This window comes from Acidiphilium iwatense, from assembly GCF_021556475.1.
In the GTDB taxonomy this organism is placed as follows: domain Bacteria; phylum Pseudomonadota; class Alphaproteobacteria; order Acetobacterales; family Acetobacteraceae; genus Acidiphilium; species Acidiphilium iwatense.
Genome location: NZ_JAKGBZ010000044.1, coordinates 1 through 26,121, shown reverse-complemented (window position 1 = coordinate 26,121; position 26,121 = coordinate 1). Strand labels below are relative to the sequence as shown.

General features: G+C 60.6%; 35 protein-coding genes and 1 pseudogene. 26 read left to right on the top strand and 10 right to left on the bottom strand.

Going from position 1 to position 26,121, the window contains the following annotated elements; translation table 11 throughout:
• Positions 1 to 223: 223 nt before the first annotated feature.
• Together L2A60_RS16565 and L2A60_RS16560 are read left to right on the top strand one after the other, a co-directional pair.
• Positions 224 to 880, top strand: coding sequence for an SOS response-associated peptidase (locus tag L2A60_RS16565; RefSeq protein ID WP_235705561.1), 657 nt, complete (start codon positions 224 to 226; stop codon positions 878 to 880).
• Positions 881 to 950: 70 nt separating this feature from the next.
• Entirely contained in the window at positions 951 to 1,418 is a 468-nt protein-coding gene (locus L2A60_RS16560) for a hypothetical protein (RefSeq protein WP_235705560.1), read from the top strand.
• A 177-nt stretch (positions 1,419 to 1,595) separates the two neighbouring features.
• Here the strand turns inward: L2A60_RS16560 and L2A60_RS16555 are convergent, their stop codons facing one another.
• The 8 genes from L2A60_RS16555 to repC form a co-directional block, all read right to left on the bottom strand.
• Positions 1,596 to 2,696 carry an ArdC family protein gene (locus tag L2A60_RS16555; protein WP_235705559.1) on the bottom strand — a complete coding sequence of 367 codons (1,101 nt, stop codon included), beginning with the start codon at positions 2,694 to 2,696 and terminating at the stop codon, positions 1,596 to 1,598.
• The gene (locus L2A60_RS16550; protein WP_235705558.1) at positions 2,653 to 2,835 is read right to left on the bottom strand and encodes a hypothetical protein; all 183 of its coding nucleotides are present in this window, start codon (positions 2,833 to 2,835) and stop codon (positions 2,653 to 2,655) included. Before L2A60_RS16550 ends, L2A60_RS16555 begins: the two co-directional genes overlap by 44 nt.
• Before the next feature lie 62 nt (positions 2,836 to 2,897).
• Positions 2,898 to 3,593, bottom strand: a complete 696-nt coding sequence (locus tag L2A60_RS16545; RefSeq protein ID WP_235705557.1) for a nuclease-related domain-containing protein — start codon at positions 3,591 to 3,593, stop codon at positions 2,898 to 2,900.
• A gap of 8 nt (positions 3,594 to 3,601) precedes the next feature.
• Positions 3,602 to 3,802: a hypothetical protein gene (locus tag L2A60_RS16540; protein ID WP_235705556.1), complete on the bottom strand. Its 201-nt coding sequence runs from the start codon at positions 3,800 to 3,802 to the stop codon at positions 3,602 to 3,604.
• Complete coding sequence (locus L2A60_RS16535; RefSeq protein ID WP_235705555.1) at positions 3,802 to 4,182, bottom strand: hypothetical protein; 381 nt, start codon at positions 4,180 to 4,182, stop codon at positions 3,802 to 3,804. The genes L2A60_RS16540 and L2A60_RS16535 overlap by 1 nt, the downstream gene beginning before the upstream one ends.
• A gap of 113 nt (positions 4,183 to 4,295) precedes the next feature.
• Entirely contained in the window at positions 4,296 to 4,604 is a 309-nt protein-coding gene (locus L2A60_RS16530) for a hypothetical protein (protein ID WP_235705554.1), read from the bottom strand.
• Positions 4,604 to 5,293: a ParA family protein gene (locus tag L2A60_RS16525; protein ID WP_235705553.1), complete on the bottom strand. Its 690-nt coding sequence runs from the start codon at positions 5,291 to 5,293 to the stop codon at positions 4,604 to 4,606. The genes L2A60_RS16530 and L2A60_RS16525 overlap by 1 nt, the downstream gene beginning before the upstream one ends.
• Positions 5,294 to 5,430: 137 nt before the next feature.
• Positions 5,431 to 6,765 (bottom strand): plasmid replication protein RepC, encoded by a 1,335-nt coding sequence (repC, locus tag L2A60_RS16520; RefSeq protein WP_235705552.1) that lies wholly within the window; start codon positions 6,763 to 6,765, stop codon positions 5,431 to 5,433.
• Between the two features lie 507 nt (positions 6,766 to 7,272).
• Here repC and L2A60_RS16515 point away from each other — a divergent pair.
• From L2A60_RS16515 to L2A60_RS20945, 22 genes and pseudogenes are all read left to right on the top strand, one after another.
• A complete protein-coding gene (locus tag L2A60_RS16515; protein WP_235705551.1) occupies positions 7,273 to 7,680 on the top strand; it encodes a helix-turn-helix domain-containing protein in 408 nt (135 codons plus the stop codon).
• Positions 7,677 to 8,201, top strand: a complete 525-nt coding sequence (locus tag L2A60_RS16510; protein WP_235705550.1) for a hypothetical protein — start codon at positions 7,677 to 7,679, stop codon at positions 8,199 to 8,201. Before L2A60_RS16515 ends, L2A60_RS16510 begins: the two co-directional genes overlap by 4 nt.
• Positions 8,202 to 8,257: 56 nt before the next feature.
• Positions 8,258 to 8,992 (top strand): lytic transglycosylase domain-containing protein, encoded by a 735-nt coding sequence (locus L2A60_RS16505; protein WP_235705549.1) that lies wholly within the window; start codon positions 8,258 to 8,260, stop codon positions 8,990 to 8,992.
• Positions 8,993 to 9,077: 85 nt separating this feature from the next.
• Positions 9,078 to 9,353: a TrbC/VirB2 family protein gene (locus tag L2A60_RS16500; RefSeq protein ID WP_235705548.1), complete on the top strand. Its 276-nt coding sequence runs from the start codon at positions 9,078 to 9,080 to the stop codon at positions 9,351 to 9,353.
• A gap of 3 nt (positions 9,354 to 9,356) precedes the next feature.
• Positions 9,357 to 9,689, top strand: coding sequence for a type IV secretion system protein VirB3 (locus L2A60_RS16495; RefSeq protein WP_235705547.1), 333 nt, complete (start codon positions 9,357 to 9,359; stop codon positions 9,687 to 9,689).
• Positions 9,679 to 12,066, top strand: coding sequence for a VirB4 family type IV secretion/conjugal transfer ATPase (locus L2A60_RS16490; protein ID WP_235705546.1), 2,388 nt, complete (start codon positions 9,679 to 9,681; stop codon positions 12,064 to 12,066). The genes L2A60_RS16495 and L2A60_RS16490 overlap by 11 nt, the downstream gene beginning before the upstream one ends.
• Positions 12,050 to 12,829, top strand: coding sequence for a type IV secretion system protein (locus tag L2A60_RS16485; protein ID WP_235705545.1), 780 nt, complete (start codon positions 12,050 to 12,052; stop codon positions 12,827 to 12,829). Before L2A60_RS16490 ends, L2A60_RS16485 begins: the two co-directional genes overlap by 17 nt.
• On the top strand, positions 12,826 to 13,053 hold the full coding sequence (locus L2A60_RS16480; protein ID WP_235705544.1) for a hypothetical protein: 228 nt from the start codon (positions 12,826 to 12,828) through the stop codon (positions 13,051 to 13,053). The genes L2A60_RS16485 and L2A60_RS16480 overlap by 4 nt, the downstream gene beginning before the upstream one ends.
• A gap of 10 nt (positions 13,054 to 13,063) precedes the next feature.
• On the top strand, positions 13,064 to 13,945 hold the full coding sequence (locus tag L2A60_RS16475) for a type IV secretion system protein (RefSeq protein WP_235705543.1): 882 nt from the start codon (positions 13,064 to 13,066) through the stop codon (positions 13,943 to 13,945).
• The gene (locus tag L2A60_RS20950) at positions 13,945 to 14,130 is read left to right on the top strand and encodes a type IV secretion system lipoprotein VirB7 (RefSeq protein WP_407932566.1); all 186 of its coding nucleotides are present in this window, start codon (positions 13,945 to 13,947) and stop codon (positions 14,128 to 14,130) included. The genes L2A60_RS16475 and L2A60_RS20950 overlap by 1 nt, the downstream gene beginning before the upstream one ends.
• On the top strand, positions 14,127 to 14,828 hold the full coding sequence (locus tag L2A60_RS16470; RefSeq protein ID WP_235705542.1) for a type IV secretion system protein VirB8: 702 nt from the start codon (positions 14,127 to 14,129) through the stop codon (positions 14,826 to 14,828). The genes L2A60_RS20950 and L2A60_RS16470 overlap by 4 nt, the downstream gene beginning before the upstream one ends.
• Positions 14,825 to 15,712 carry a TrbG/VirB9 family P-type conjugative transfer protein gene (locus tag L2A60_RS16465; RefSeq protein WP_235705541.1) on the top strand — a complete coding sequence of 296 codons (888 nt, stop codon included), beginning with the start codon at positions 14,825 to 14,827 and terminating at the stop codon, positions 15,710 to 15,712. Before L2A60_RS16470 ends, L2A60_RS16465 begins: the two co-directional genes overlap by 4 nt.
• Positions 15,702 to 16,829 carry a type IV secretion system protein VirB10 gene (gene virB10 / locus L2A60_RS16460; RefSeq protein ID WP_235705540.1) on the top strand — a complete coding sequence of 376 codons (1,128 nt, stop codon included), beginning with the start codon at positions 15,702 to 15,704 and terminating at the stop codon, positions 16,827 to 16,829. The genes L2A60_RS16465 and virB10 overlap by 11 nt, the downstream gene beginning before the upstream one ends.
• 26 nt (positions 16,830 to 16,855) lie before the next feature.
• A complete protein-coding gene (locus tag L2A60_RS16455) occupies positions 16,856 to 17,275 on the top strand; it encodes a hypothetical protein (protein ID WP_235705539.1) in 420 nt (139 codons plus the stop codon).
• Entirely contained in the window at positions 17,217 to 18,206 is a 990-nt protein-coding gene (gene virB11 / locus L2A60_RS16450; protein ID WP_235705562.1) for a P-type DNA transfer ATPase VirB11, read from the top strand. The genes L2A60_RS16455 and virB11 overlap by 59 nt, the downstream gene beginning before the upstream one ends.
• Positions 18,206 to 20,035, top strand: coding sequence for a type IV secretory system conjugative DNA transfer family protein (locus tag L2A60_RS16445; RefSeq protein ID WP_235705538.1), 1,830 nt, complete (start codon positions 18,206 to 18,208; stop codon positions 20,033 to 20,035). The genes virB11 and L2A60_RS16445 overlap by 1 nt, the downstream gene beginning before the upstream one ends.
• A gap of 65 nt (positions 20,036 to 20,100) precedes the next feature.
• Positions 20,101 to 20,703, top strand: coding sequence for a hypothetical protein (locus L2A60_RS16440; protein ID WP_235705537.1), 603 nt, complete (start codon positions 20,101 to 20,103; stop codon positions 20,701 to 20,703).
• 9 nt (positions 20,704 to 20,712) lie between these two features.
• On the top strand, positions 20,713 to 21,096 hold the full coding sequence (locus tag L2A60_RS16435) for a hypothetical protein (RefSeq protein ID WP_235705536.1): 384 nt from the start codon (positions 20,713 to 20,715) through the stop codon (positions 21,094 to 21,096).
• A gap of 17 nt (positions 21,097 to 21,113) precedes the next feature.
• Positions 21,114 to 21,437 carry a heavy metal-binding domain-containing protein gene (locus L2A60_RS16430; RefSeq protein WP_235705535.1) on the top strand — a complete coding sequence of 108 codons (324 nt, stop codon included), beginning with the start codon at positions 21,114 to 21,116 and terminating at the stop codon, positions 21,435 to 21,437.
• A gap of 11 nt (positions 21,438 to 21,448) precedes the next feature.
• Complete coding sequence (locus tag L2A60_RS16425) at positions 21,449 to 21,757, top strand: hypothetical protein (protein ID WP_235705534.1); 309 nt, start codon at positions 21,449 to 21,451, stop codon at positions 21,755 to 21,757.
• Between the two features lie 38 nt (positions 21,758 to 21,795).
• Positions 21,796 to 22,167 carry a hypothetical protein gene (locus L2A60_RS16420; RefSeq protein WP_235705533.1) on the top strand — a complete coding sequence of 124 codons (372 nt, stop codon included), beginning with the start codon at positions 21,796 to 21,798 and terminating at the stop codon, positions 22,165 to 22,167.
• Positions 22,164 to 23,394: pseudogene (locus L2A60_RS20945) on the top strand (ISAs1 family transposase). Before L2A60_RS16420 ends, L2A60_RS20945 begins: the two are co-directional and overlap by 4 nt.
• A gap of 595 nt (positions 23,395 to 23,989) precedes the next feature.
• On the opposite strand, the gene L2A60_RS16405 reads toward L2A60_RS20945, so the two are convergent.
• Together L2A60_RS16405 and L2A60_RS16400 are read right to left on the bottom strand one after the other, a co-directional pair.
• Positions 23,990 to 24,841: an SGNH/GDSL hydrolase family protein gene (locus L2A60_RS16405; RefSeq protein ID WP_235705531.1), complete on the bottom strand. Its 852-nt coding sequence runs from the start codon at positions 24,839 to 24,841 to the stop codon at positions 23,990 to 23,992.
• Positions 24,842 to 25,082: 241 nt separating this feature from the next.
• Positions 25,083 to 25,295 (bottom strand): hypothetical protein, encoded by a 213-nt coding sequence (locus L2A60_RS16400; RefSeq protein WP_235705530.1) that lies wholly within the window; start codon positions 25,293 to 25,295, stop codon positions 25,083 to 25,085.
• Between the two features lie 45 nt (positions 25,296 to 25,340).
• Here L2A60_RS16400 and L2A60_RS16395 point away from each other — a divergent pair, with 45 nt between their 5' ends.
• Positions 25,341 to 25,538 carry a hypothetical protein gene (locus L2A60_RS16395; protein WP_235705529.1) on the top strand — a complete coding sequence of 66 codons (198 nt, stop codon included), beginning with the start codon at positions 25,341 to 25,343 and terminating at the stop codon, positions 25,536 to 25,538.
• 71 nt (positions 25,539 to 25,609) lie between these two features.
• Positions 25,610 to 26,047 (top strand): helix-turn-helix domain-containing protein, encoded by a 438-nt coding sequence (locus L2A60_RS16390; protein ID WP_235705528.1) that lies wholly within the window; start codon positions 25,610 to 25,612, stop codon positions 26,045 to 26,047.
• Positions 26,048 to 26,121 lie beyond the last annotated feature (74 nt).

The following is a 26,121-nucleotide window of genomic DNA, read 5'->3' as shown; positions in this document are numbered from 1 at the left end:
AGGAAGGAGAAAAAGAACCGCTGACAGGCAGGGCCGCCCCGCGGGGCGGCCCTGCCTGTCCAACCCCGGGAGGTGGGCCAGAATTCATCAGCACAAGTGGGCCAGAATCCATTGTCACAGCCAATTTCCGCCCGTATAGCTGGCCACCGCAATCTCCCTTTAATGTTCAGAACATAAGAGGAACACGTAGCGTTGCGCAAGGCGTGGCGGTATAGGCCATGGCATGTGCAACCTCTACAGCATGACCAAAGGCCAGCAAGCGATCCGTGAATTGACCCGCGCGATGCGGGACCGGACCGGCAACCTCCCTCCCCTGCCCGGCATCTTTCCGGACTATGCAGCGCCGATCGTGCGCAACCAGCCCGACGGCCGCGAACTGATGATGGCGCGTTGGGGCATGCCCTCGCCTGCCTTTGTCCTGAAGGGCCGCAACTCCGATGCAGGGGTGACGAATGTGCGCAATGCGGCGTCGCCGCACTGGCGGCGCTGGCTCGGCGTCGAGCATCGATGCGTGGTCCCGTTCACCAGCTTTTCGGAAAACGAGATACTGCCGAATGGAACCCGCCCGCCAATCTGGTTCGCCCTCGATGAAAGCCGGCCACTGGCCTGCTTCGCCGGGATTTGGACGCGATGGACCTCGGTCAGGAAGGTCAAGGAAGGCGAGACCACCAATGACTTGTTTGCCTTCCTCACGACCGAACCAAACCGGATCGTCGCAGAGTTTCATCCCAAGGCCATGCCGGTGATCCTCACGACCCAAGCGGAAATCGATCTATGGCTGGACGCGCCTGCGCCGGAAGCCCTGGCGCTGCAACGCCCGCTCGCGGATGATGCTCTTGTCATTGTCGCGAGAGGGGCAAAAAACGATGGGGAAAACTGATAATCGCCTGGAATGCTGACGGCCCGTTTGACATCTTGATCGTCTGCGTAACATTCGAATAGGCTCCCGTATGCGCAACCGGATTTTCTATCGAACCAGAATCGCCGGCGTGAACTTCGAGGGCACCCTTTCGGCGGACGGTCCCTACCTGTCAGGTGATCTCACTGGTGGCGTTGCGCTGGGTGTTTCGGGCTTGCGCCAATTTCAGCCCCTACCTGAAACAAGGCCAGTCGGTAGGCCGTTCGGCTGGTGGGTCGTGAAGTATGTGGATGAAGCCCGCATTTTTCTGCGTGATTTCGATGACGCCGCAATCCGTAGGCTGTCGGATGAATTCGGCCTCGTGATGTTGAACGACGAGAACCCTTATTCGTCTGATCGTGCCCGACAGGATTATTTCTTCACCGCACCGGCTTGGGATGGGCTGCGTCAGTGGGTGACGAAACATCCGCGTCTTGCCAAGGCGAATGCCGGGTGTGACCCCTATCTGCCACGGTGGTATGATCGGGCGATTGCCGAAGCTCAAGCTATTTCAGGCTGACTTGGCCGCGGCGGCATTTCCGCGAACACGCGCAGGAGCCGCGGTTGCCGATCCGTTCACGTCCAGCGTCCGTAAAATATACTTTCGTGCGCTGCCACGTCTTTCTGTCCACCCTTTGTAGTGTCCGCGTGCTGGGGTGATGACACGCAATAGCCGCTTGCAGGTTTGCGCATGGCTCTACCGGCTGGCGCCGGCTCGCCGTCCCTCATGCGCCTGGCGCTCGGCCTCGGGCCGCGCCGCTGCTTCCTTCGCCTGTATCTGCCGTCCGCTCTCAATCGCTTTCTGCCAGTAACCCCGCTCTGGCGCGTCCGCCTGGCGTGCATCCGCAGCCGTGCCCTGAACAGCTTTCTGATGCTGCAACGTGGTCAGATAGCCGGCAATCTTCTCCGCATCGCTCGCCGCTCGGAAAATTTCGCGCGGTTCTTGTTGCAAGGCTTTGATCCAGTTGCCGACATAGGCGGCGTGCTGGCTCGGATCGTGGCCGATTCCGAGCCGGTCCGCCATCATCAAGCTCGCGATCTCGGCACGTAATTCCTCGCGCGCGTAGCTTTCTGATCCGAACGGCGCACCAAGGTCCGGCCGGTTCAATCGTGACGGATGACCCGTGGCGTGCCCCAGCTCATGCAGGGAGGTCGCATAAAATCCGTCCGGCATTTTGAACTGGGCGCGCTCTGGCATCGTGATCCGGTCCTCGGACACTACGTAGTATGCTCGATCGCCCGGTTTGTAGGTAATTTGCACGCCGGCATTATCCATGATCCGCTCTGCCGCCTGGTGGCGTTCCCATTCGGGCATCGTTGGCCGCGCCTCGATCTTCGGTAGGCCGCTAACCTGATCGGCATTGAATACGACGGCACTGAATACGCGCGGGCGGTCCAGCTCGACCACGCGATAGACCAGCTTGCCTTCGGCATCTTTGACCAGGCGTCCCTGCTCATCATGGACAGGCTCGCGATCAAATTTCTTGATGTATTGGATCAGGGTGCCGCGTTCGCCCCTCATTACCTGGGCGTCAACGCTCTGGGCCTGTTTATAGGTCATCCAGCGGGCATCGCCGTAGCGCTTGTCCTCGGCCGTCACCATCAACCACACAGCGTTGCCGCCCTGGTAATCCTTGCCGGTTACGGCGTTGTAAGGGATAAACCGATGACCGCTTGGTTCCCACGGCTTCACCCATGGGGCCGTGCCTTGCTCCAACTGCCTGACGATCGATGCCGCGACCGTCTGCGCGTAATCATTCGCCACGGTCAGCCTCGTCGCCGTTCGAATCCCACGCATCGTCTTCGCTGACCGCGGTTTCGTCGCACAATCCAAGCCGCGCGATGTCCGCCTTGTCGATTTCAACCTGCACGCCGGGCTTCATCAAATCTCCGATGTCCTGGGATATGATTGGGTGGACTTGTGGCTTGGGCTCCATGACATTTCTCCTGCTAATATCTATAGACTTGCTGTTAGCCGCCCTCAATCCTTTTCATGGGTTCATCCCAAATGGGTGATCATGACCGTCACGAAAACCGATCCCGCAAAGGCTGCCAGCGTCCAAAGTGTCCTCGACGGCGCGGGTTTCATCCCGGCCATTCGTTGCTTGTGATAACCGGCAACAATCGCCTGGCTCGGGTCCAGCTTCAATCGCTCGATCGCCGCGAGTCCAGCCAGCGCACGCTGGCTGGGTGGGCCGGCCTGGCTCATCGCCAACACGGCGCTCGCCAATGGCATGATCGACTCGGGCATACCGCCGCTCATCGGCACATGACCAGCCATGACAATGACCGATCGCGTGGGCACCTGGGCGATGCGGCGAACAAGATTGGCGTGGGTCTCGTTCTGCATGATCGGGTTATAGACGCGGATTAAATCACCCCCTGACTTTGCGAGCGTCCAGTCGGGTCGATCGGGATCGCCGATCAGCACGCCACGCCACGTCTTTGTCTCGATGACCATCAAGCCATCGCCGGCCGCTGCAACATGGTCGATTTGATGCGTCCCGCGCTGATCCCTGATGGTGATGTCATGAGCCGCTGGAATGCGTGCTCGATCCAGCGCACGGTCAACGCGGCTTTCTCCGGCCGAACCTGCGCTTGCCGCCTTCGCTTCCGCCCGTTGCTCGGTCGGCCTTCTCATGATCGCGCCGGTCGCCGCGCCGATCGCGACCATTCCACTCGCGGCTTCGATCATGACATCAATCAAGTGTCGAGCCTCAAAACCCACGCTTCGCCCTCATTCAAGGCATCCTGGTAGGCATCCTTGTCGGTTTCATCATCGATAGCGGGGAAAACGCCCCCACCGCTCTCTTCGCCGTCTTCGGTCAGGCGGAGACGCCAACCGCCGCCAAGCGCATCGGATCGGTGCTCGATTTCATAAGCTCTGCCCGTGGGTCGATCCATCAATCCCCCCTCCCCTTGCCGACTCGAACGCTAGGATAGTCCTGCATCCTGGCGACATCCGCGTAGTTTCGAGCGATGCGCCCGGCCCGCGCGATAAGCTCGGGCGTCCGCGCGGTGGCAAGTCCGGCCGCGAACACCCGCAAGGCCGGCATGGCGTTCGGACCGATCCGATCGATCAAGTCTGCCAATGTCTCGCCGGCATCTTCATGGCGATCGGTTGGCGAAGCGGCTGGCCGCGCTTGGCGGCCGCTCTCCCGGCGTTCGCGCGCGAACCGTCGCACGGCGGCTGCATCCTCCGCGGTCGGAACCTCGACCTCGACCCGAACAACCCCGCGCTCGATCCGATGGCGCTTGACTCTCTGCGTGGTGTCTGATGCCATGAACTTTCTCCGTTGTTTACGGAAACAACCATGTTGTCATGTTTCCGTAAACATTTGAACTAAAGGATATCCGTTATCCAACGGGTATCGGGTATTCTAAGGATACCGGATATCTATTTGGAGTTTCTATGAAGCTCCAATAGGTGTTCGATGAATGCTTCAACCGTATCGAATCCAAGAGCCGCCCGATGAAATTCATCCCGAACCTCGGGCCTCAACTTCATGTTGAGCTGCTCCGTCCGCGCGCTTTTCCGTAGCGTGCGTCGGTCGATTTTAACGCCGTCCGCCCTTCCCGCAAAACCTGCTATTTTCGCGTCCTCGATCGCCGCATTAGTCATTCCGCGCTCGATCTTGGGTCGTGCCGAGACTGCTTCGATCGCACCGCCAAAATCGATTTTCAACCCTTGCTTTGCTTCGGCCATTACGCCGCCTCCACTGCCCTGTTTTTATGCTCGGCGATCAGTGCTTGGTTTACCTCGGCCGCGAAAGCTTCGGCATTTTCAATCGCGACCTCCGGGTGGCGCACGTCGGCTGCCGTGAGATTGTAAATGCTGCCGCCGATCCGGAAAGGTGCCTTGAACGCCGCCCGATCCATCATCGCGACGCGCATTGTCGGGATTTCCTGGTCCCGTAATTGCGCTTCGATATCGCGCATTCCCCGATCGGCGATCACTGGTGATGTCTGAGAAAAAAATACCCGGTAAGGGATTTTGCGCCGGAAAACCAACTCCTGCCGTCGGATGAGCCTAATGACACTGGCGGCTTCATCAGCGTCCAGTTGCGATCCTTTCATCGGAATCAGTGCCAAATCTGCCCGGCCCAAACCCACGGAGACCTCGATGTTCTTGCTGCCCTCTAAGTCAACAATAACGAAAGGATCGGTAGCGGCATCGATGACCTCGGCAACCTCGCTGCCGAGCGCACCTCTAACCGTGAGGCCCGACGGGAGACCTTCGGGGAACCGATCCGCCCACCGAACTAAGGGCGCATTCGGGTCGGCGTCGATCAACGTCGTCAAGATGCCGTGATTTGCAAGCACGAAACTTAATGCCAGCGCGGATGTCGTCTTGCCGACGCCGCCTTTGCTGCTGGCAAAAACAATCGTTGGCATGGCAACTCCTCTACACTTATCTGGCGATAGCTATCGGGTATCCGATACCTTTTATATAGCTGGTAGTCAATGGTTATCCGATATCTATCATATATTTGGTACCAAATAAGTACCGAATATCTATACGATACCGAATATCAGTTGGGTATTCTGGGGTTCATCGGATAGTCGGGTGATCCGGCCCTCATTCCCCAAATTGTGCGACTGAGATTGAGGTTCCCTGCACGGGCCTTAGCTACCATTCCATGAAAATAACCCCCTGGTGTGCTGCGAAAGTGCTCGACCGGCTTGGCAGACACGATCGCAACCGCGATGGCTGCTTGCTCTCGGCCCATTGCCACGCAAGCATCCCCCCATAGCGGTTTCGAGATGCCGAGATCATGGCGCAGCCAATCGGCGGCATCCACGATTTCGGGCCAAGACGGTGAAGCCCGGCGGAGATATGGTTTCAGGCGGGGTGCGATCCGAACTAACTCATCAGGCCGGATCTTCATGATCGAACCTCGATCCTGCCTCGCTTCCGTTGTCCGCTTTCCTGATCCGGTTTTGGCGCGCCCATTGCCTTCGTCCGGAATCCCATAATCCTGGACCAGACTACATTCTTCCAATGCCATTACCGTATCCGAAGGATTAGCGTTTTGGTTTGTAGGTGTAATGTGGGGCACATTTTGGTGCCCCTTGGGGCACATTTCCACAGTGTCAGAACTAGCATTAGTGCTGGCGGCGAGAGATATTTCGAGCGCCTGGCGCGCCGTCCCGGCGATCGTTTCCAAGCCCGCCACGGCGGTCGTCAGCGCGACGGCCGTATCGAGACCCCGCAATGCCTGACTGGCCGCACTGGCGGCCAATTTGAGGCCGGACAGGGCAGGGTCCGCAATCTGTCGCTCCTGGTACGTCTGCCAGGTCTGCCGGAGGCTGTTCCGGGCGATCGTCGCTCGCCGGCGAAGCTGCGCGACCGCCGCGCGCTCGGCCCGGTGGGCCTCGGCCGCTGCGCGGAACTCCTCGATACGCACCGCGATTGGCGACAAGTCGAACCCGTAGGCTTCAATGATTCGCCCGCGTGCGTTCCGCCGGCCATACCGCTTGCCGTTGGGGCTGTCGCGCATCGCAATCAGCCCCAACTCGACCAGGTGCCGATTGAGCCGTTTTACATGGGTCTCGGTCAATCCCAATTCGGCCGCCTGCATCGCAGCGGATGGCCATACGATCGGTCGTGCGCCTGGTTGCCAGTCCTGTGGTTGGGTGAACCGGAACAGCCAATCGAGCGCATGGATGGCGCGCGGGCTGATGCCGAGGCGAGGCGAGGCGGATTTGAGGGCGGCGAGGGCCTGACCGGGGGTGATATCACCCCCGGCAAACCGCTCGGCCAAGCGATCGGCGGGCAGCATGGCAGGGGTAATCCGACGTAGGCCGATAGGGGGTGATGAAGATGTTGGTTGGCGGTCGCTCTGGCCGCCCGTGGGCACGTCCATGATGGGGGTTCTCCTGTTGGTTGGGGAACCGCCGGGACAGGGGAGGGGCCGACTCGCAGAATGCAGACTCCCGTTGCAAGCTTGGGCTTGCAATTTTGGCCGCTTTGCGCGATATCAGGGGAAGAAATTTGTGCCCCATATTTGTTTTGGTCAGTTTGCCGCTGCCAAAACCAGGGTTTTCCCCCTGACATCTGCCTTCTGAGTGAAAGTCCCGCCTCTCCGGCGGGCTTTTGCGTTTCTAGGCTATGATCATCGATCTCCAGTTGATGTGACAGACAGACTCCGCGCCTCGCACGCTTTGCGATTCGCGAATGGCATCATGGGCGTCCGCCGCAGAACGGGCAAACAATTCCCCATATTCCAACTGTTCGTAATGACCACACTATGGCATTTTCGGCGCGTGGCCCGGCGTTGAGAGACGCGGGGCAGAGTCCTGGTCACGTATGCACGGCGGGCCAACCGCCGTGAACAATAGGTGACCTTTTGCGAGGGGGCGAAAACCGTCCAATGGCCGATAACGAACATCCATCCAGTCCGGCAAAATCGAAAAATCGCATTAAACGAGAGCGCGAACTGTCCTCGATCAATGGCCGCATCCTCAAAGCGGGAGAACGCAAAATCTTTGCCATGAACATTCGCCACGCAAGGCACTCCCTCGGGCTGACGGTTCATGACCTCGGCCGTCTCATGGATACCAAGGGCACCTATGTGGCGCTCGTCGAACGCGGCGAAAACAACACCTCGATTGATCGAATGGCGACCTTTGCAAAAGCCCTGGGTCATCCCCTCCATGCCCTCTTGAATCCCCGATTCGTGGGTGATAGTAATTCGGATAGAACCAACCCGCAACGCCCGCCGACTGTCGAACAACCCGAGGCACCCGCAAAAGGACGGCCCTTAAAACCTGATAAATGAACTCGCAAACTCGTGAAGTCGTTCCGCTCTGGACCGATATTCCAAGAGGTTTGTTCCGCGTTCATTATATAACTGTTTGTCATTTATTTCGTACGTGGATCGCTGCTTCTACGCTGGTCAATGTCTGGCAACGCGACTGTGCCCGCGCGTTCCGATTTTTCCGTCGCGAGCATGGCTCGACGACTTTCCAACGCTCGGCGGACCGCGTTATTGCAAAAATCTGTCTCATTCTCCCCTTTCATAAGGAAAGCAGGAAGCTCGGCGTGAAGCCCGTCCCGTCGAAAGGCTATCTCGCGCTCGACGGCTCTTCTAATCAGATCAGCTCGGTCCTCGTTCGGTATCAAAACTCCATCGATTTCCTCAAACGTATGTCCAGGAAATCGAACCATGGTTTTGTCAACGAATCGCTTGGGGCGCGCCATCCCCTTTTTATACGCGCGAGGTGCCCTGGGGTCCAAGCTGTCCACCAAAAATGGTTATTAGGATATCTCTTATTGACTTATAAGATATCATTATTCTAAAAGCAAATCATGAGATTCGTTCCTGAATTGTCGATCTGTTTTGCGGTGCTGGCGCGGTGATCCTGGCCGTTGCTCTCGCCGGACGACTTGCGGCGCGGTGCGCGTCCGAGGTCGCACCTGGAACGCTGGTGTCGATCGCTGGCACCGAATCGGGCTTCAACACGCTGGCGATTCACGACAACACGGCCGGGCGCAACTATGTTCCTGCGTCTCGCGTCGTCGCGATCGGTCTGGCGCGTGCCCTGATCGCGGCGGGGCAATCGATCGATCTCGGCCTGATGCAGGTTAACAGCGGGAACCTGAATCGCCTGGGCCTGACGGTGCGCACCGCATTCAACGCCTGCGCTTCGCTCGGCGCGGCCGGGCGGTTGCTGGTCCTGGACTACCGGCCCGCTGGACGTAGTGGTGAGCAATCCGCCCTACAGGCCGCATTCTCGCGCTACAACACCGGCAACGGCGTCCACGGGTTCCAGAATGGCTATGTCGAGCGCGTCGTCGCGACCGCCCGCCGCGTCGTCCCTGAAATCAATCCAGCCGCGCCGGTCGCGGCACCAAAATCCGGCGCGCGGCCGTCTGCGCCAAAATGGAATGCCTTCGGGCATCACGCGACGGGCACGACTCATCCAGCTCAATCGGCCCCTGCCGCACCCTTCTGGAATGTATTTCCGCGTTCAGTCGGCCCGGCTCGGCTGGCGCAACACCGCGCGGTGATCGTCACCGCGCATCGTCTCGATGTCGCCGGCTCTTCCCACCCACAAGACAGGACCGTTCATGATAAAAAAACTGACTGATCTGCGGGACCGCCTGCGCGCCCGCGCTGCGGAGACCATTGGCGGCACCATCGACGTTGCGCATCGCATCACGCGCTATCGCCCGGTGGCACTGCTCGCCACCGCACTTTTGATGCCGGCGATTGCCCATGCTCAGGCGGTCACGGCGGGCACCTCGCCAACCCAGATTATCGATTCGATCGCCACCTTCATCCTCGGCCCGTTCGGCGAAGCACTCGCGGTCCTCGCGCTGGTCGGCGTCGGCATCGCCTTCATGATCGGCGCGGCCGGTTTCCGCCTGATTGGCGGGGTCGTCATCGGCCTCATCATCATGTTCGGCGCATCCTACCTGGTCAACACGTTCGTTGGTGGTGGCGGCTGAACCATGGAGCCAATCCAGCGTGATCCGTTGTTCGTCGCCGCGACCCGGCCCGCTTTATTTCTCGGCCTGCCGGTCGAAATGGCGGTCGCCTTCATCCTGGCGATCGGCCTGATCATGATCTTCGGCCATGACCCACTCTACGAGCTGGCGCTGATCCCGCTCTGGGTCGGGGCACGGCTGCTCGTCCGCTATGACTATAACGGCCCGCGCGTCGCCTGGCTGTGGTTCCGCACCAAGGCGCGCGGGTTCCGCGAACAGCAACTCTACGGCGGATCGTCGCCCTCACCGTTCCCGATTAAGGCCCGGCAGGGCAGGGGGATGCGCGATGTGGGGTAGCACCGGCTGGGCTGAGCGGGGTGCGGATGAATATCTCCCCTATCAGGGTCATGTTCGGCCAAACGTGCTGCTGCTCGATAATGGCAGCGTGCTCGCCACGGGCGAGATGCCGGGCGTGCCCCACGAACTGGCGGATGAGGCGGAGCGGAACACCGGCATCCGCACGCTCAACGGTCTCTGGAAAAACATCGCCGATGACAATGTGACAATCTGCACGGCGCTGGTGCGGCATCAGCGTGTGGATGATCTACCTCGCGCGGGTTACCCGAACGCATTTTCGGCCGCCCTCGATCGCGCCTATCGTCAGCGGGTTCTCGCGGGGCGGCTCTATCAGAACAGCCATTTCCTGTCGGTAATCGTCTCGCCCCGCAATCCGCTCGGCGGCACTTTGGGCGGGGCTGCGTTCGCGCGCCTGGGGAGCCGCACCGGCAAGGCCACGTCCGCAGATGATGAACTGATCCGCCAGCTTGATGACATCTGGCAGGCGATCGAGCGCACGCTTGATGGCTATGGCCTGCGCCGGTTGGCCCTGCGGCCGGGTGCCGGTGGCAAATTCCATTTCAGCGAAATTGCCGAGGGGCTGCGGCTGATCCTGACGGGCGAATATCTGCCGGTCCCTCTGATCAGCGGACCGCTGGGGGCCGCGATCTATACCGATCAGGCGATCTTCGGCCGCCGGGCCTATGAAATCCGCGCGCCCGGCGCATCCCGGTTCGGTGCGATCTTCGGCTTTCGCGAATATCCCGCGACCACCTGGGCCGGAATGTTCGACGGCGTGCTGGCGCTGCCGTTTCCGCTGGTGTTGGCGCAATCTTTTGGATTCCTCGCCAAGCATAGCGCCAGTTCCAAGCTCGGCCTCAAAAAAAACCAGATGACGGCCGCCGGGGACAAGGCCGTAACGCAGATTGAAGAACTCGCATCCGCTCAGGATCAGCTCGCCTCGGGCCTGCTCGCCATGGGTGAGCATCATCTGTCGCTCGCGGTGTATGGCGATACGCTGGCCGAACTCAACGGCCATGCCGGCGTTGCCCGGACCGCGCTCGCCGATGCCGGCGCGGTCGCCGTGCAGGAAAGCGCCGGGCTGGAAGCGGCCTATTTCGCGCAACTGCCAGGCAACCGGAAATGGCGGACCCGGCCCGGAGCTATCACCACCAAGAATTTCGCGGCCCTGGCCGGCTTCGAGTCCTTCCCGCGCGGTGACAAAGCGGGGCGCTGGGGGCAAGCGATGGCGCGGTTTCGGACCACGGCGGCAACCTATTACGATTTCATCCCGCATGTCGGCGATGTCGGCATGACCGGCATTTTCGGCAAAACCGGGCAGGGCAAGACAACCTTCATGTTGTTCCTGCTCGCGCTGTTTCCCCAATATTTTCACGGTCGCGGCGCCGTCGTCTTTTTCGATAAGGATCGGGGCGGCGAATTGCTCTGCCGCGCCATGGGCGGGCGCTACCTGGAAATCCGCGCCGGGCGCGATAGCGGACTCGCCCCGCTGCGCGGTCTCGACAACACGCCGGAATCGGTCGCCTTCCTCGTGTCCTGGCTGGCCGCGCTGATCGGGCAGGATGGCCACGGACCGCTACCCCCCGACGATGACGCCCGCCTGGCGAACGGCGTCCAGGCGCTGCTGCGGATGCCGCCGGCGATGCGGTCGCTGTCGGGCCTGCGGCAGTTTCTCGATTGGCGCAATCCGGCCGGGGCAGGGGCACGGCTGGAACGCTGGTGCCGGGGCGGCTCGCTCGGCTGGGCGTTCGATGGTGACCAAGACGATGTGGCGCTCGATGCGATGATGGTCGGGTTCGACCTGACCGCCCTGCTCGAAAACGCAACCGTCTGCGCGCCGGCCGCCAACTATCTGCTGTATCGCATCCGGCAGGCGCTCGACGGGCGCCGCTTCGTGCTCTCCTGCGATGAGTTCAATTTCTACCTGCTCAACCCGCTATTCGCCAAAATCTGGTCGGACTTCATGCTCACGGTCCGCAAGAGCAACGCGGTGGTGCTGCTGGCGACGCAAGAGCCTGCGCCCGTGCTGGCCTCGGCGCTGGGCGATAGCATCATCCGGCAGTGTCAGACCCTCATTTTCTGTCCGACGCCGGGTGCTGATGAACGGGTCTATCGCACGGCTCTCAACCTGACGGCCGGGGAGTTCCGGGCGATCCGGGAGGACATGCTGCCGGGGTCGCGGCAATACCTGATCAAGCGGCATGACGGCTCGGTGATCATCGATTTCGATCTGTCGGACCTGCCGGAGTTTGTCGCGGTCCTATCGACCCGCGCCAATACCGCGCGCTTCGTCGAACGTCTGCGCGCCGAATGCGGCGATGATCCTGCCGCCTGGCTGCCGCAATTCATGTCCCGCTTTCATGAAGCTGTCGATTAGGAGGGAGAGAAACATGGCTCGTTGTCGGCTTGTCGTATTGGGCCTGATGGCCGGGCTATTCGGCGTGGCAGCACCCGCCATGGCCCAGGTGCCGGTGATCGATAGCACATCGATCGCGCAGCTCGTCCAGCAGCTCGCCGAGGCGAAGCAGCAATACCAGGAACTGGTCTCGCAATATCAGGAACTGAAATCGACCTATCAGGCGGTCTCACAGGACGTGAACCCCAACCAATGGGCGCAGCAACTCGACCAGCCGCTCATGCAGAACGCGGTGCCCAACACCTCGCTCCTGCCGGGTATGCTCGACGGTATTAGCCCGCCATCCCAGCTCGGCGGCAATCTCGGCTCCCTGGCCCAACAATACCTGGGTCGGAACCAGGTCTACACCCCCACCGGCAATGATTTTGCGGCGACCCAAATTCAGCAAGGCGAGAACTCGACCGCCGATCTGGAAGCGGTCGCAACCCAGAATCTGCAATCGCTGGAAGCGCGCGAAGCGGAACTGCCACAGATTCAGAATCAGCTCACCTCCGCCACCACGATCCAGCAGGTCTCATCGGTCCAGGCCCGGCTTGCCGCTGAACAGAACTACGTCCAGGCGCAACAGGCGCAAGCCCAGAACCTGCAGCTCCTCGCCTATGAGCAATCCCAGCAACAGCAACAAGCCACCGCTGAGGAAAACCGCCAGTCGGCCGATACGACGATTTCTGCTCTGTGCTCGGGGATGCAAAGTCAGGGTGAAAGCTCGCCGCTATGTCCATGACCCTGAAAATCGTGCTCGCCGCGATCCTTGGTGGCGCCATCGTCATCGGGGGAGGGGCGTTTTACGTCCTGGTCATCGCGCCCGCGCCGGTCCGTCACGCCGTGATGCCGGTCAATCCGAGCGCCGGTTCTACGGCAGAAGAAAAGGGGCTCTGTCAGGCAACACTTCGAGAAGTTGGCCCAAGCCGGATTACACCTCTGTGCAAACAAATCCTCGCCAAATAGGGAATTTCTTGTGGAAATAACCACCATAACCCTGTTTCAGTATATGTATAATCAGTACAGCACGGGATTCATCTCGGCATTGGATGCAGATGTGAGCCAGGCACTTGCGGCCGTGCTGCCGCCATTGTCCGCCGCGCTGGTCATTTGGATCATCATCCTTGGCTATCTCATGATGACCGGGCGGTATGATTATCGGATCGGCATCTCCAAGGTTATCACGATGGCGATCGTTGTCGGCATCGTCAGCTCAAGCACGCTTTACGACACCTATGTGCAAAATTTCTTCCTGAATGACATTCCGAATTTTGTCGCTACAACATTTTCATCGAGCGGAACCAGCAATATTCCTCAGTTGCTCGATGCTATCTACAACAATTTCGTTATAGCAGGCGAAATTATTTACAAAAAAGCAAGCTGCATCACCTGCATTTTGGAACCCTACGTTCTGGGGGTCGAAATCCAGATTATTCTCGGAATCTTTTTCGTCGCGCTGGCGATCGTGTTCGCGATCTACCTGATCACCACGACACTGACCGGTGTTCTGGTCGTGATCGGACCGTTCATGATCATCGGCTTTCTGTTCGATTACACCAAGGGTGTTGCCGATCGGTGGCTGGCGAAGCTGATTGGGCTGTCCATCCTGCTGCTCCTGACGACCGTTGTCATCTCGATCTTCTCGAACGGCATCATCGATTTCATCAACACGGTGATCACGGCCAAATATGATGCCGAAACCGTCCAGCAAGAGCTGATCGCCCTTGGCGAAATCGCCGCCTACACCTCGGTCGTCACCTTCCTGACACTGCTGCTGCCCAGCCTTGCGGCGTATCTCGGCGGGGGCGTGTCGTTTAGCATTTCCTCGTTCGCCAACCCCTTCAACTGGTTCCGCTGATGAGGTCATTCGCAATGAACCCCACTCGCCTAATCCTTGTTCTGATCACGGCCGGGCTGCTGGCCGGCTGCGCCTCCAGTGATCCCCTCGCTCACGCGCATGGACCGATCTTCGCGCTCAATCCCGGCCATTGGACCCCATCCCCGGCCCAACTCGCCGCGCCCCCTCGGGTGCCGCGTACATGAACGCCGATCCCAAACTGATCGCGCCCCCGGTGGATGATGCCCGGCTCGCCGAATATTTTCGCGAGGTCGAATCATTCCAGATGAACAAGGCTCGATCGGCGCGGCGCTCGGGCCGGGTCGCCTGGTCGATCGCGGGCGCGCTGCTGGTGATCTGTCTGGTCCTGGCACTCGCAGTAGTCTCGATGCTGCCGTTGCAACGCCTGGTGCCGGTGTTCATCACGGTCCACGCGGACGGGACCATGACCAGTTCGACCAATTTCTCGAACCTGCCCGCCAATGAGCAGGAAGCCGCGATCCGCGCGGCGCTCTGGCAGTATGTCCGTGACCGGGAAAGCTACGATTTCGCGGACGCGCTCTATCGCTACGATGTCACGTCGCTGATGTCGGACCCGACGGTGCGGTCGGATTATCAGGCGGCGTTCCTCGATAAAGCGCCGAACAGCCCCAGCCCGCAGGTCAGGATCGGCCGCAAGGGGCAGGCCAGCGTTTCGATGGTCAATATGAGTTTCGTGCGCCGGCATGTGGCACTCGTGCGGTTTCACCGCACGGTGCTGATGTATGGCTCCGCCCCCATCACGACCACATGGACGGCAACGGTCCAATTCCAGCTCGTCCGCACCCTGCCGGTCTCGGCCCGGCTGAGTGATCCCAGCGGCCTGATCGTCACCAACTATCAATCATCGAAGGATACCCCATGAAACGCGCGACCAGGATCGCGGCTGGTGGGCTGATCTGGGCGTCCATGCTCGGCTCGGCCTGGGCCGTGCAGTTTCCCCAGCCGGGCAGGGAGGATGCCCGTGTTCGATATGTGCCCTATGAATCGGGCAACGTCACCGATGTCTGGACCGCGCCGGGGGCCGCGCTGACGATCCAGTTTTCGCCGACTGAGAACGTGGTGTCGGTCGCCGAAAGCGATAGCGCTTTCCTCAAGGTGGTGCCGGTCCAGAACTACCTGTTCATGAAGCCCACGGGCATCCTGGCCCCGCAACCCGTCGCCGTGCTCTGCCGGCGCGCAAACGGCACCATGCGGCACTATTTTTTCCAGGTCGAAACCGTCGCCGGCAAACTCGGCGTCGGCTCGAACGTCGATTACGCCGTAGTCTTCACATATCCGCATCAAACCTACGAGCACGACCTCGCCAAGCAAAAGGCGGCAGAAGCTCGCGCGGTGCGTCAGGCGGCGAAAGATCGTCTGCTGGAAGCCGGCGATGTGATGACCGCAGCAACCGTCAACCAGTATCACGGCCCGCGAAACTACGAATACACCGCGCGGGGCAACAAGTCGCTGCGACCCTCAGAAATCTGGGACAACGGCTATTCGACCGTGATGACGTTCCCGGCCGAACAGCGCATCCCGTCGATTTTCTATATCCAGCCGGACGGCAAGGAGGCGACGGCGAATTACTCGATCCACGGCAATACAGTCGTGGTGCCGGGCACCGCGCCGGAATGGCGGCTGCGCGACGGGCATACCGTCCTCGACATGTATGACCTGAACTACAACACGATCGGCGCAACCCCCGGCACCCATACGATCAGCCAGGCTGTCGCCCGCGAAGTGAGGAAACCCCATGGCAATTGAGGACAATAATGACCGGCCATATGGGCCGATCAATCCACCTTCCGCGCAAAACTCGCCGGTCCAGCAAGATCAGTCGCCGGTCGCCGGCAAGGCGCGCCTGAACAACCGGCAGCTCGGCGGCATCTTCGTCGCCTGCTGCCTTGGCGCCCTGGCCGTCATCGCCTTCAATCATTGGGTCGGGCGCGCTCCGGGCAAACCGGCGAAGCAGGCCGCCGTCACGGGTGGCACGGTCGGACGGCCATTCCAGAACAATGCCGGTCAGGCAACCACAACCAAGTCGGCCGCGTTGCCGCTGCCGGCCAAGCATGGATCGCCGTTCGCCAATCCGTTCCTCAAAAGCACACGGGAATCGCCGGCCATGCAGGCGCTCAACGCGCCGATCATGGCATATTCCGGCGCGGGTGGCGCGTCACAACCCGCGCCCGCGCAAGCCAAGGTGTCCGCATCACCCGGTAAGCCGCTAGTCCGGCCGGCGTCGGCGCTGTCTAATGCCCTGACGGCATCCACCTTCGGCACGGCTTCCGCGCATCTGATCGCGCATCCGAATTTCACGATCGCGGCGGGCACCATCATTCCCTGCACCCTGCAAACAGCGATCGATTCCGGTCTGCCAGGGTTCGTCAAATGTGTCCTGCCGCAACCCGTCCGGTCGATGACCGGCTCGGTCACGCTGCTCGACAAGGGAACCCAGGTGATGGGGGAGATTCAGCAAGGGTTGATCCAGGGACAGGATCGCCTGTTCATCCTGTGGACCCGCGCGGTGACGCCGCAGAATATCGCCGTCCAGCTTTCCTCGCCGGCCGCCGGCGCGCTCGGCAAGGCCGGCATCTCCGGTGCGGTCAACAATCATTTTTTCGAGCGGTTCGGCGCGGCGATCATGCTCTCGATCATCGGCGGATCGCTGCAAGCCGCCTCGAACGCGGCACAGAACGGCACCGGCAACTCCTATTTCGAGTATCTGAACTCGAACACCAGCCAGATTGCCAATACCGCCCTGCAATCGACCATCAACATCCCCCCGACGCTGACCCGGAATCAGGGCGCGAATGTCTCGATTTTCGTCGCGCGCGATCTGAACTTCTCCAAAGTCTACAAGCTCGCGCTGGTGAACCCGTGATGCGCCCCCGGCGGGCGCCGCCCCGGATGGTGGTGCGTCTGGCCGACGCGGCCGAAAAGGCGGCCGATTGGCATGATCGCCGGCTGGCCCGGCAGCGCGACAAATTCCTCCGGCGGGGCCGGTTCATCACCATCATGCTCGTGATCGCGCTGGCTAATCTGGGCCTGACCATTTTCACGGCGCTCTCGGCCCCTTCAGACGGGAACGCGCATGTCGTGATCGGCTTTGCCGCACTGCTTGCCCTGACCGTCGCCCTGCTCAAGTTCTGGCACATGGGCGAGGTCACCAAGGCGAAAAAGGGGGGGAGATATGACAGTCGTACTCGACAACCTGGCAGCACTTGCCGAGAGTCCGGCCGCGCCGCTCCTGCGCTTCCTGCTCGATCCGGTGCAAGCCTGGCTCGACAATCCCGCAACGGAAGAACTCTGCATCAACCGGCCCGGTGAATGCTGGGTGCGGCAACGCGGGATTTTCGAACGGTTCAAGGTGCCGCTCGACCTGCCGGCGCTGGAAGATATCGCCACACTCGCCGGCGCGCTGCGCCGGCAGGATGTCGGCCTCACGTCGCCCCTTTGCGCGACCGAACTGCCGGGCGGCGAACGCCTGCAAGTCTGCCTGCCGCCATCGGTGCCGGCCGGTACCGTCAGCCTGACGATCCGCCGGCCCGGTTCAACCGTCGCACCATTATCATCGGTCGGCGAACGATATCAGTTCGATGGCTGGAACACCTGGAAACAGGGAGCGCAGCGGCGGGATTTTGCCGAGGCGCTGGCTCTGTTCGATGCGGGCGATCTTGAAGCCTTCCTGGCTGCCGCCGTGCGCTCGCGCATGACCATCCTGCTGTGCGGCGCCACCGGCTCGGGCAAAACCACCATGAGCAAGACGCTGATCGCCTCGATCCCGCTGCATGAGCGGATCATCACCATTGAGGACACGGCGGAGCTGGTGATCCCGCAACCGAACCATGTCCGGCTGCTCTACTCGAAAGATGGACTTTCGACCGCCCGGATCGATGCCGAGGCGCTGCTACAGGCGTCTTTGCGGATGCGTCCCGATCGGGTGCTCCTGCAAGAGCTGCGTGATGACGCGGCATGGACCTATGTGAACGAAGTGGTCTCCGGCCATCCCGGTTCGATCACCACGATTCACGGGGCCGATCCGGGGCAGGCGTTCAAGAAACTGTTCTCCCTGATCAAGGGTTCACCAAAGGGGGCGGGCTTCGATGACCGCACGCTCTGCGATCTGCTCGCCGCTGCGGTCGATCTGATCATCCCCTTCGAGACATACGGCACAACCTATCGGATCGGGCAGGTCTGGTTCGCGTCGGACGCCGCCCGGCGGGGCGAGACGGCCGCCGATCTGCTCCGGGCGCTCTGATGCGCGGGGTGGCCCGTGCGCGCCTGGTGGTCAGCCTGATCCTCGGCGCGGTGATCTTCACCGTGCTTGCCTCGATCATCTTCCTGCTCGGCACCGGTCTCATCGGTCATTTCGCGCATCCGTTCTGGCAATGGTGGCTCTATCTGTTCGAGGCCAGCGGCAACCCGACGGTCCGCTTCTGGCTCATCGCGAGCGGCATTCCGGCCTTCGCCGTGCCGTTCCTGGTCGGAATCGTCGCCCTGGTGTGCGGTCGCCGGATCACCGGCTGGTCACTGCGCCGCGATCACAAACCAACCAGGCCGGTCGATGCGCCGATCCGGGCTCCGACCGATAATCACGGGCACGCGCGATGGATGACCATGGATGAAGCACGCCGGCGCTTTCCCGGCCCGTCAACCGGCTATGGCGGCATCGTGGTCGGTGAGGCGTATGACGTGCATCTCGATAACGTGGCGCATATGCCGTTTCATCCGGCGGATCGCGCGACCTGGGGGCAGGGGGGTAAAGCGCCGCTGCTGATCGATCCGTGCGAGATTGGCTCGACCCACTGCATGATGTTCGCCGGCTCCGGTGGCTACAAGACGACAACCGCGGTTTCGACCCTGCTGACATGGACCGGCTCGGCCGTCATTCTTGATCCCTCCGTTGAACTGGGGCCGATGCTGCGCGAAGCCCGCGAAGCCATGGGGCACAAGGTCTATGAGCTGAACCCGCGCGCCGCGCGTGATGTCGGGTTCAACGCGCTCGATTGGATCGATACCGGCTCGCCGCTCGCCGAAATCGATGTCAAGGCTGTGGTCGAATGGATCTGCGGCGATACCAAGCCCGGCGATGAAAACTCCGCCTTTTTCAAGGATAGCGGCAAGGAACTCGTCACCGCGCTGCTCGCACACATGCTCTGGGATAATGATCTCAAGCCTGAGCAACAGACCCTGCGGCTGCTTCGCGAGGCGATCGTCACCCCGGAAAACGATCAGCGCAAGCTGCTCGCGCATATCCATCTCCACTCGAAAAGCCAACTTGCCCGCGACCTGGCCGGCGGGTTGAAGGATATCGTCGCTGAGACATTCAGCGGCATCTACAAGAACGCAACATCGGACACCGCCTGGCTCTCGACCGTCGCCTATGCCGATCTCGTCTCCGGCTCGGCGTTTCGGAGTGCCGATCTGGTGACCGGCAAGACCACGGTGTTCATCAATATTCCGCTCAAGGCACTCGATGCGACGCCGGCGATCGCGCGCGTCATCACCGGCGCGCTGCTGAACGCGGCCTATGAGGCGGACGGGGCGATCCAGGGGCGCGTGCTGTTCCTGCTCGATGAAGCCGCTCGCCTCGGGCCGATGAAAATCCTCGAAACCGCCCGCGATTGCGCCAGGAAATACAAGATCACCCTGTTTCCGTTCTACCAGTCCAGCGGGCAGCTCAAAGAGCTGTTCGGGCAGGAAGGGCCGGCCAAATGGTTCGAATCGGTCTCCTGGTATGGCTTCGCCGGCGTGAAAACCAAGGCCGTCGCGGAAGAACTGGCAGCCGCGATCGGCGAATATGGCGTGCTCGCCTGGTCCGAGGGGTCGAACACCGGCAATCAGGCCAAAGGGTTCGAGGCGGGGTCGCGTTCGACCGGGCAGACCAAAACCTATCATGAGCTGAAACGCCAGCTCATCCGCGCGGAGGAAATCATGCACGACATGCGTGACGATGAACAAATCATTTTCCCAAAGTCCGGCCGACCGCTGCGCTGCGGCCGGTCAATCTATTTTCGACGGCCGGAGATGGCAGCGCGCGTTGCTGAAAATCGCTTCGCCAAGCCGGCGCGGAACGCGGCGGAGTAGGGCGGGTGGCAACCTGGTTCACCCAACCAAGATTCGATCTCAACGGCCGTTCGACATCTGATCTGATGGAGCACGCCCGCGATCGGGTCGCCGAAGCGGACGGCGCTGCACGGGAGCGGTTCCCGGCCCGGTCGCCGGATGGACCCAAGAACGAGGCCCGCATTGCAATCCAGCTCGCCTGGCGCGATGGCCCGGCCGCCGATGTCTTCAAGGTCGCCGGCCTGTCCGAGCAAGCGATTCTCGCGGCGCTCGAACGCGGACGCTTCGATGCCGTCCTGCGCGATCTCAACACGGCCATCCAGACCGGCAAGCTCCGCGATCTGCCGGAAGGCGAGGCGTTGACCCGCACCGTCATCGAAGCCCAATCCCACTATGATGGTCAGGCGCGCGATCTCCGCGCTGTGAACGCGGTGGGCAGTCCTGATGCCGCCAAGGTAGCGGCGGTCGCCGAAAAAGCCGATCTCGCACGCGCAGGGGCGATCACGGCCATCGAAACCGTCAAGCGCACGATCGACGCCGAAGCCGTTCAGAAGAAAGATACCCGGCCGGACGCCACGGAAGGCTACTGGCAGGCGGCCATCCGCTCCGGGCACGCCATCACCCCACAACCTGACAATGCCGCACAGCGCGCGCCTGGGCGCGGGCGCGGCCAATCGCAATCGCAATAGGAGGTAGCCGTGGGAGTAAAAACCAGATTGCTCGGCTGCGCGACGCTCGCCGGTGTCGCGCTCGTGCTCGCCGCACCCAACAAAGCTCGCGCGGCCTCCGACTGGCAATGCGCCATAGTTCTGTGCATGGCGAACCCCGGCGGCCCCTGGCAATATCCGTCCTGCGTGGCGCCGATGGATAGACTGGAAGCCTGGCTTTCCGATCCGTTCCAAGGCTTCCCGGTGTGCCCTGGGATGCAGGGCGAAAACGTCCAGAAGGCGATCTTTGGCGACGTGTATATCTATCAGGGGCCAACCGGGCAGAAAACCGCCATCGTCGTCGAAACCGATGGGCGGGTTGATATCACCAATCAACAGCCATGGATCAGCCTGCCGACTGAGGCCAATCCATGAGCGCCGATGTCCTGGTCGTGACGGCGGGCGAGGTCGCGAATACGCGCATCGCCCGCGTCCTCGCGCCGGTCTATGGCACGTCGATCCGTAGTCGCAGTTTTATCGGCAACCGGCTCGGCAACATCCGCGCGGCGTTCGGCGGCAACCAGGCCGGCTATATCGAAATGCTGAACGAAACACGGGATGAGGCAATTGCCGCTCTACAGGCTCACGCCGCTTCGGTGGGTGGAAACGCGGTGATCGCCATGCGTTTTGACTCCGGTGAGTTCGACGCGGGAAAAGGTCAATCCATGGCGGAAATCACCGCCTATGGAACCGCAGTCATTTTGGAACCGATATAAGGGGGCAACAAATGTCGGGAACTAAGCAAACCTTCGAGTGCGGTATGTGCCGTCAACCTGTGCTTTATGGTGCTCGCGTCTGTAATGGTTGTCAGGGCACAGTCATTTATGGTGCAAACAGTAATGAATTAGGGATGTGGCCGATGCTTCCTGCGATTATTGCTTTCGGTATCGGCGAACTTCTGCTCGGCGGGCGGTCGGGGTGGATTGCGCTGGTGCCGTTATTCTTGGCCGCCATAGTCTATTTTGCCGCGCGGCGGATCATAGCGGACCGCAAGAAAAATCAGATTCGGACGTACCGGCGGATGTCCGCCCGGTGAAAGTGTCTTGGTGCGTATGAGGAAACGGAGTTTAACCTATGAGTGAAGAGACTACTTCACGACAGGCGTTCCGCACGATTGAAGAAGCCAAGGCGCTGCAACTACCCAAGACGCCTCGTGAAACGGTCGAGTTGGTAGAAATTGACTTTGCGTTTGCGGCGCGCGGCAATGCCGGTCGCCTTTCTAGGCTGAAGCGCCTTTATCATGCGGTAGACCTATTGATGTCGGAAGTGTCGCCTCTTGCGGTATGCCGCAAAGGTTGCGCTCACTGCTGTTATATCGACGTCGTGATAACAGACATCGAAGCCGATTACATCGCCAGAAATACCGGCCATAAAAAGAATGTCGGGGCCAGTAGGACTTCAGGCAGGGCTGTTCAACGCTCTTTATTTGGCGCTCCCGGCAGGTGAGTCGGGAATGCAACACCTGGCCGCAATCGGCATCCAGAGCGAACGTAGCCGATTCCCAACGAGCCGAATGTCCGAATCTATGCAGGGCAACCGATTCGCCGGAGGTTGCCGTGGATTCGTTCAATGGCCTGCTCGACTTGCTGAAGCAGGTGCCTGACCCACGCCGGGCAGAGGGACAGCTCTATAAGCTGCCCTACGTGTTGTTGTTCTCAATCCTCGCCGTGGTCAGCGGCGCGAACTCCTATCGTGGTATCGTCACTTTTATCCACGCCAACCGCAAGCGGTTGAATGCCGCCTTCGGCCTACACTGGAAGCGCGCGCCAGCCCACACCGCGCTGCGCTATATTCTCCAGCGGCTCGATCCCGCGGCCGTTGAGCGGATTTTTCGTTGCCATGCCGCCGGTCTGCGGCCCGCTGGCAAGACAGGGCCACTGCGCACCATTGCCTTGGACGGCAAGGTCCTACGGCGTAGCTTCGATCAGTTCACCGACCGCAAGGCCGCCCAGGTGCTGCACGCGTTCGACACGGGGAGCAACCTGGTGCTGGCGCATCTCGAGATCGACGATAAATCCAACGAAATCCCGGCCGCACAGCGCCTCATCGGCGAGCTCGACATGGCTGAGCGCATCGTCACTCTTGACGCCCTGCACTGCCAAAAAAACGTTCCAAGCTGCCGCCGAGGCGCGGGCACAGCTCGTCGTCCAGCTAAAAGACAACCAGCCCACCTTGTTGCAGCAGGCGCAGGCCCTCAGCGCCACCGGCAAACCCATCATGACGGAAACCTCTGTCACCCGGGGGCGCAACCGGCACGAGACCAGGATCGTCGCCGTGTTCGAGCCTGTCTGGGGCGGCGACGAGACGGAATGGAAGCCGCTGGTCAAGCAGGTCATCCAGGTGACCCGCAATGTGCTTCAGCGCAGTGCCAAGACCGGCCTATGGAGCAGCAGCGCTGAAGTTGCCTATTACCTCGCCAGCGCCCCGCTCATCGCACCCCAACTCGCTGCCATTCGCAATCACTGGCACATCGAGAACAAGCTGCATTACACCCGCGACGTCACCTTCCAGGAAGACAACTCGCGCATTCGCACCAACCCGGGGATCTTCGCTCGTCTGCGCAGCTTCGCTTACAACATCCTGCGCTGCAACAAGACCGACAGCTTCAATCAAACCCGCTTCGCCGCGGCACTCGGTAATCTCAATGCCCTCCGCCACTGGATCCTCAGTTGAGAGCATTGAACAGCCCTGGGACTTCAGGCCATGCACAGACCAAGACGCCTTGCCCACACATAAACCCAGATCAAACCTGTTCAATCTACGAATTTCGCCCGTACCACTGTCGGACCCATCTGGCTCTCGATGATCCTCGCTTTTGTGAGGAGCTTTTCACTGAACACGTTACCTATGGCGGTCGGGGCCATCCGATCTTGTCAGACCTCGCACGGCTACTTGTGAAAATGAATGGTCACGGCAACGTCCGCGATATTCGCGATTTCTTCGGCTAAACCCGGCATGTGACCCGGCGGTCGAACAGCCCGATGATGCTTTGCTGCGGCACGCTGCGATCCTCCCCGGTGTCATGCTTCGGTCCCGCAACTGAGGATTTATCGGACAAGTTCCAAAGTGTCCGGCAATCAGGCGTGCCGATGAGATCGCGGACAAATCAGTTTTCGGACAAGAAAACGGACAAATGTTCTTACCCCGTTCACGTCTAGCGTACGCAAAACTCACTTCCGTGTCCGGACCCCTATAAGAGCCACTGCGGTAGATCCTATCAACGGTGACATGCCGGGCGACGCGGAAAGATACATGTGCCGTAGAAACTTTATTCCATTCCGCGATAAAACAATCTGGCAATAAGCCGGTAGCCAGCGTTGGTCGGGTGCAGATCCTTTGTGGGGCCGCAAATCAAGGACAACTCGCAGAGCTTGCCTGACTCGTTGAACGCCGGGAATGTGTGGATCGTCGTGGCATTTATCGACTTCGCGGATCTCGTTATGATGGCGTTTAAATCCCGGACCTGGGCGTCAGACCGGGGATGCTGCAACCCAAGCCAATTATAATACGTCATCACCAGAATTTTGGTGTGTGGTGCAGCATACTTCAAATTATGCAAGATGGTGCTCAAATTTCTTGCAACAGTTTTCGCCGTTGTGGGCCATTTGCTTTTTAGGCATTTCTCAAAATCTGCCGCCGATCCGCAGGCCAACTCATCAGCCCGAAGATCGTTGATGCCGATATCGATAGTGATCAGCCGGATATTGTCATTCGGATTTTCGAGGTATTTCAATCCGGCAAGAAGCTGGGCCCCCTGATACTTGACGTGCATTGGCAATGGCTTGTCGCCGAAAGGTTTTCCGTTCGTTGCGAATGCACACGGGCCGGAGATGAACGACGACGTCGTTTCACCCGGGCAACCCAGGTCAACAACGCGTAATTTCGGCGTCGAGTGTCCGAGTATCGTCGCAAGCCGATTGACATAGCCAGTGTCAAAGGACGTCGCATCCACAGTCCCTGACTTCATTTCCTGCCTGAGATGCCCGATCTGCATCCCGTAAGCCAGCGAGTCCCCGAGAGCCAAATAGGTCGGAACACCATTCGGTGATGCGGCATAGCTCCATCCCACCCAGGCAAAGACCAGAACCAAGCCGAGCAAACCGGAAATTTTCGCTTTCATGGTGTATCCTCCTTGTCTCGTCGATAATGCTTCGAGAAGCGAACCGACTGGACTGATCCGATCTTTAAGAACCAATACGTGGTTTACTTTCACAATATCTCAGATTCTCATTACGGCAACAGTTTTTTGCCTTTCGGCGCAATACAAGGTCAGAGAAACGGCGCTTACGATCGTTGAGACACAGCGCACGCTTTATGAGACGGACGCGCAATAGACAGCCGGCGGCGCATGGTGGCCACGATCAGGTCGGCAGGCCGGCCGCGCGCATCTCGTCCATGAGTTCGCCTGAGCGTGCCGGGTCCAGGTCGCCTCGCAGCAGGCGGCGGATTTCCGCGGGCTTGGCGTCGAACTGCTCGACCAGGCTGCGGACGTCGTAGCCGTTGCGGGTGAGACGGGGCTCCAGGTCGTCGATGAATGGCGTCCTTCCAATGGCAGGGGGCGGAACCCAGGTCACCCCGGCACTCGGCTCCGTCGGCCCACTGACGGCGTATGTGCCTAAATGATTCCGATCACGCCCGAAATTCTCGGTCCCGGCATTGAGGAAGAGTATGCCGACGCGATGGAACGGATTGACTTCCTGTCAGAGGCGTTCAAAGACTACCCGGCATCGAACGACACGCCACATGGCCCTACGGTATGCACACATCTCTTTGCGGCAAAGAATCAACCCGAAAAAATTTCGCCGAAGCCAGATTAAAGTATACCCCGACTCTGTAAGAATCCGGGTGGTGGCTTGCTCAACGGCGCGAGATGGATTCTGGTAGGGCCATGAAGCGGCATGGATTTCTGGACGATGAATCGCGGCGTGACCTGATTGAGCTGGCTCGGGACGGGTCGGCGGCGCATCGTTTGGCACGACGTGCGAACGCGCTGGTTCTTTTGGATGCGGGCAAGAGCGTTTCGGAAGTTGCGGAGTATTTGCTGCTGGACGAGGATACGATCCGGACGTGGCGTCTGCTGTATGAGGAAGACGGGATCGAGGGGCTGGCGAGCTTTGGCTACGAAGGCAGTGCGTGCCGGCTGGACGACGAGCAGCAAGCCAGGCTGATCGCCTGGATCACTGAGACCCTGCCGCGTTCGACGCGCGCGATTGGTGCCTGGATCGCGGCGGAATTTGGCATCGAATACCAGAGCCGCTCCGGCCTGGTCGCGCTCCTGCAGAGCAGCAGCGCAAGACCCGAAAGCCAGGTCAGTACGCGGGCGTAGACATGGATGAGATCGTGGCCATAGATGGTTGCGATCACGCTGATCAGCGCGATCGCCGAGATCAGAACGTTCTG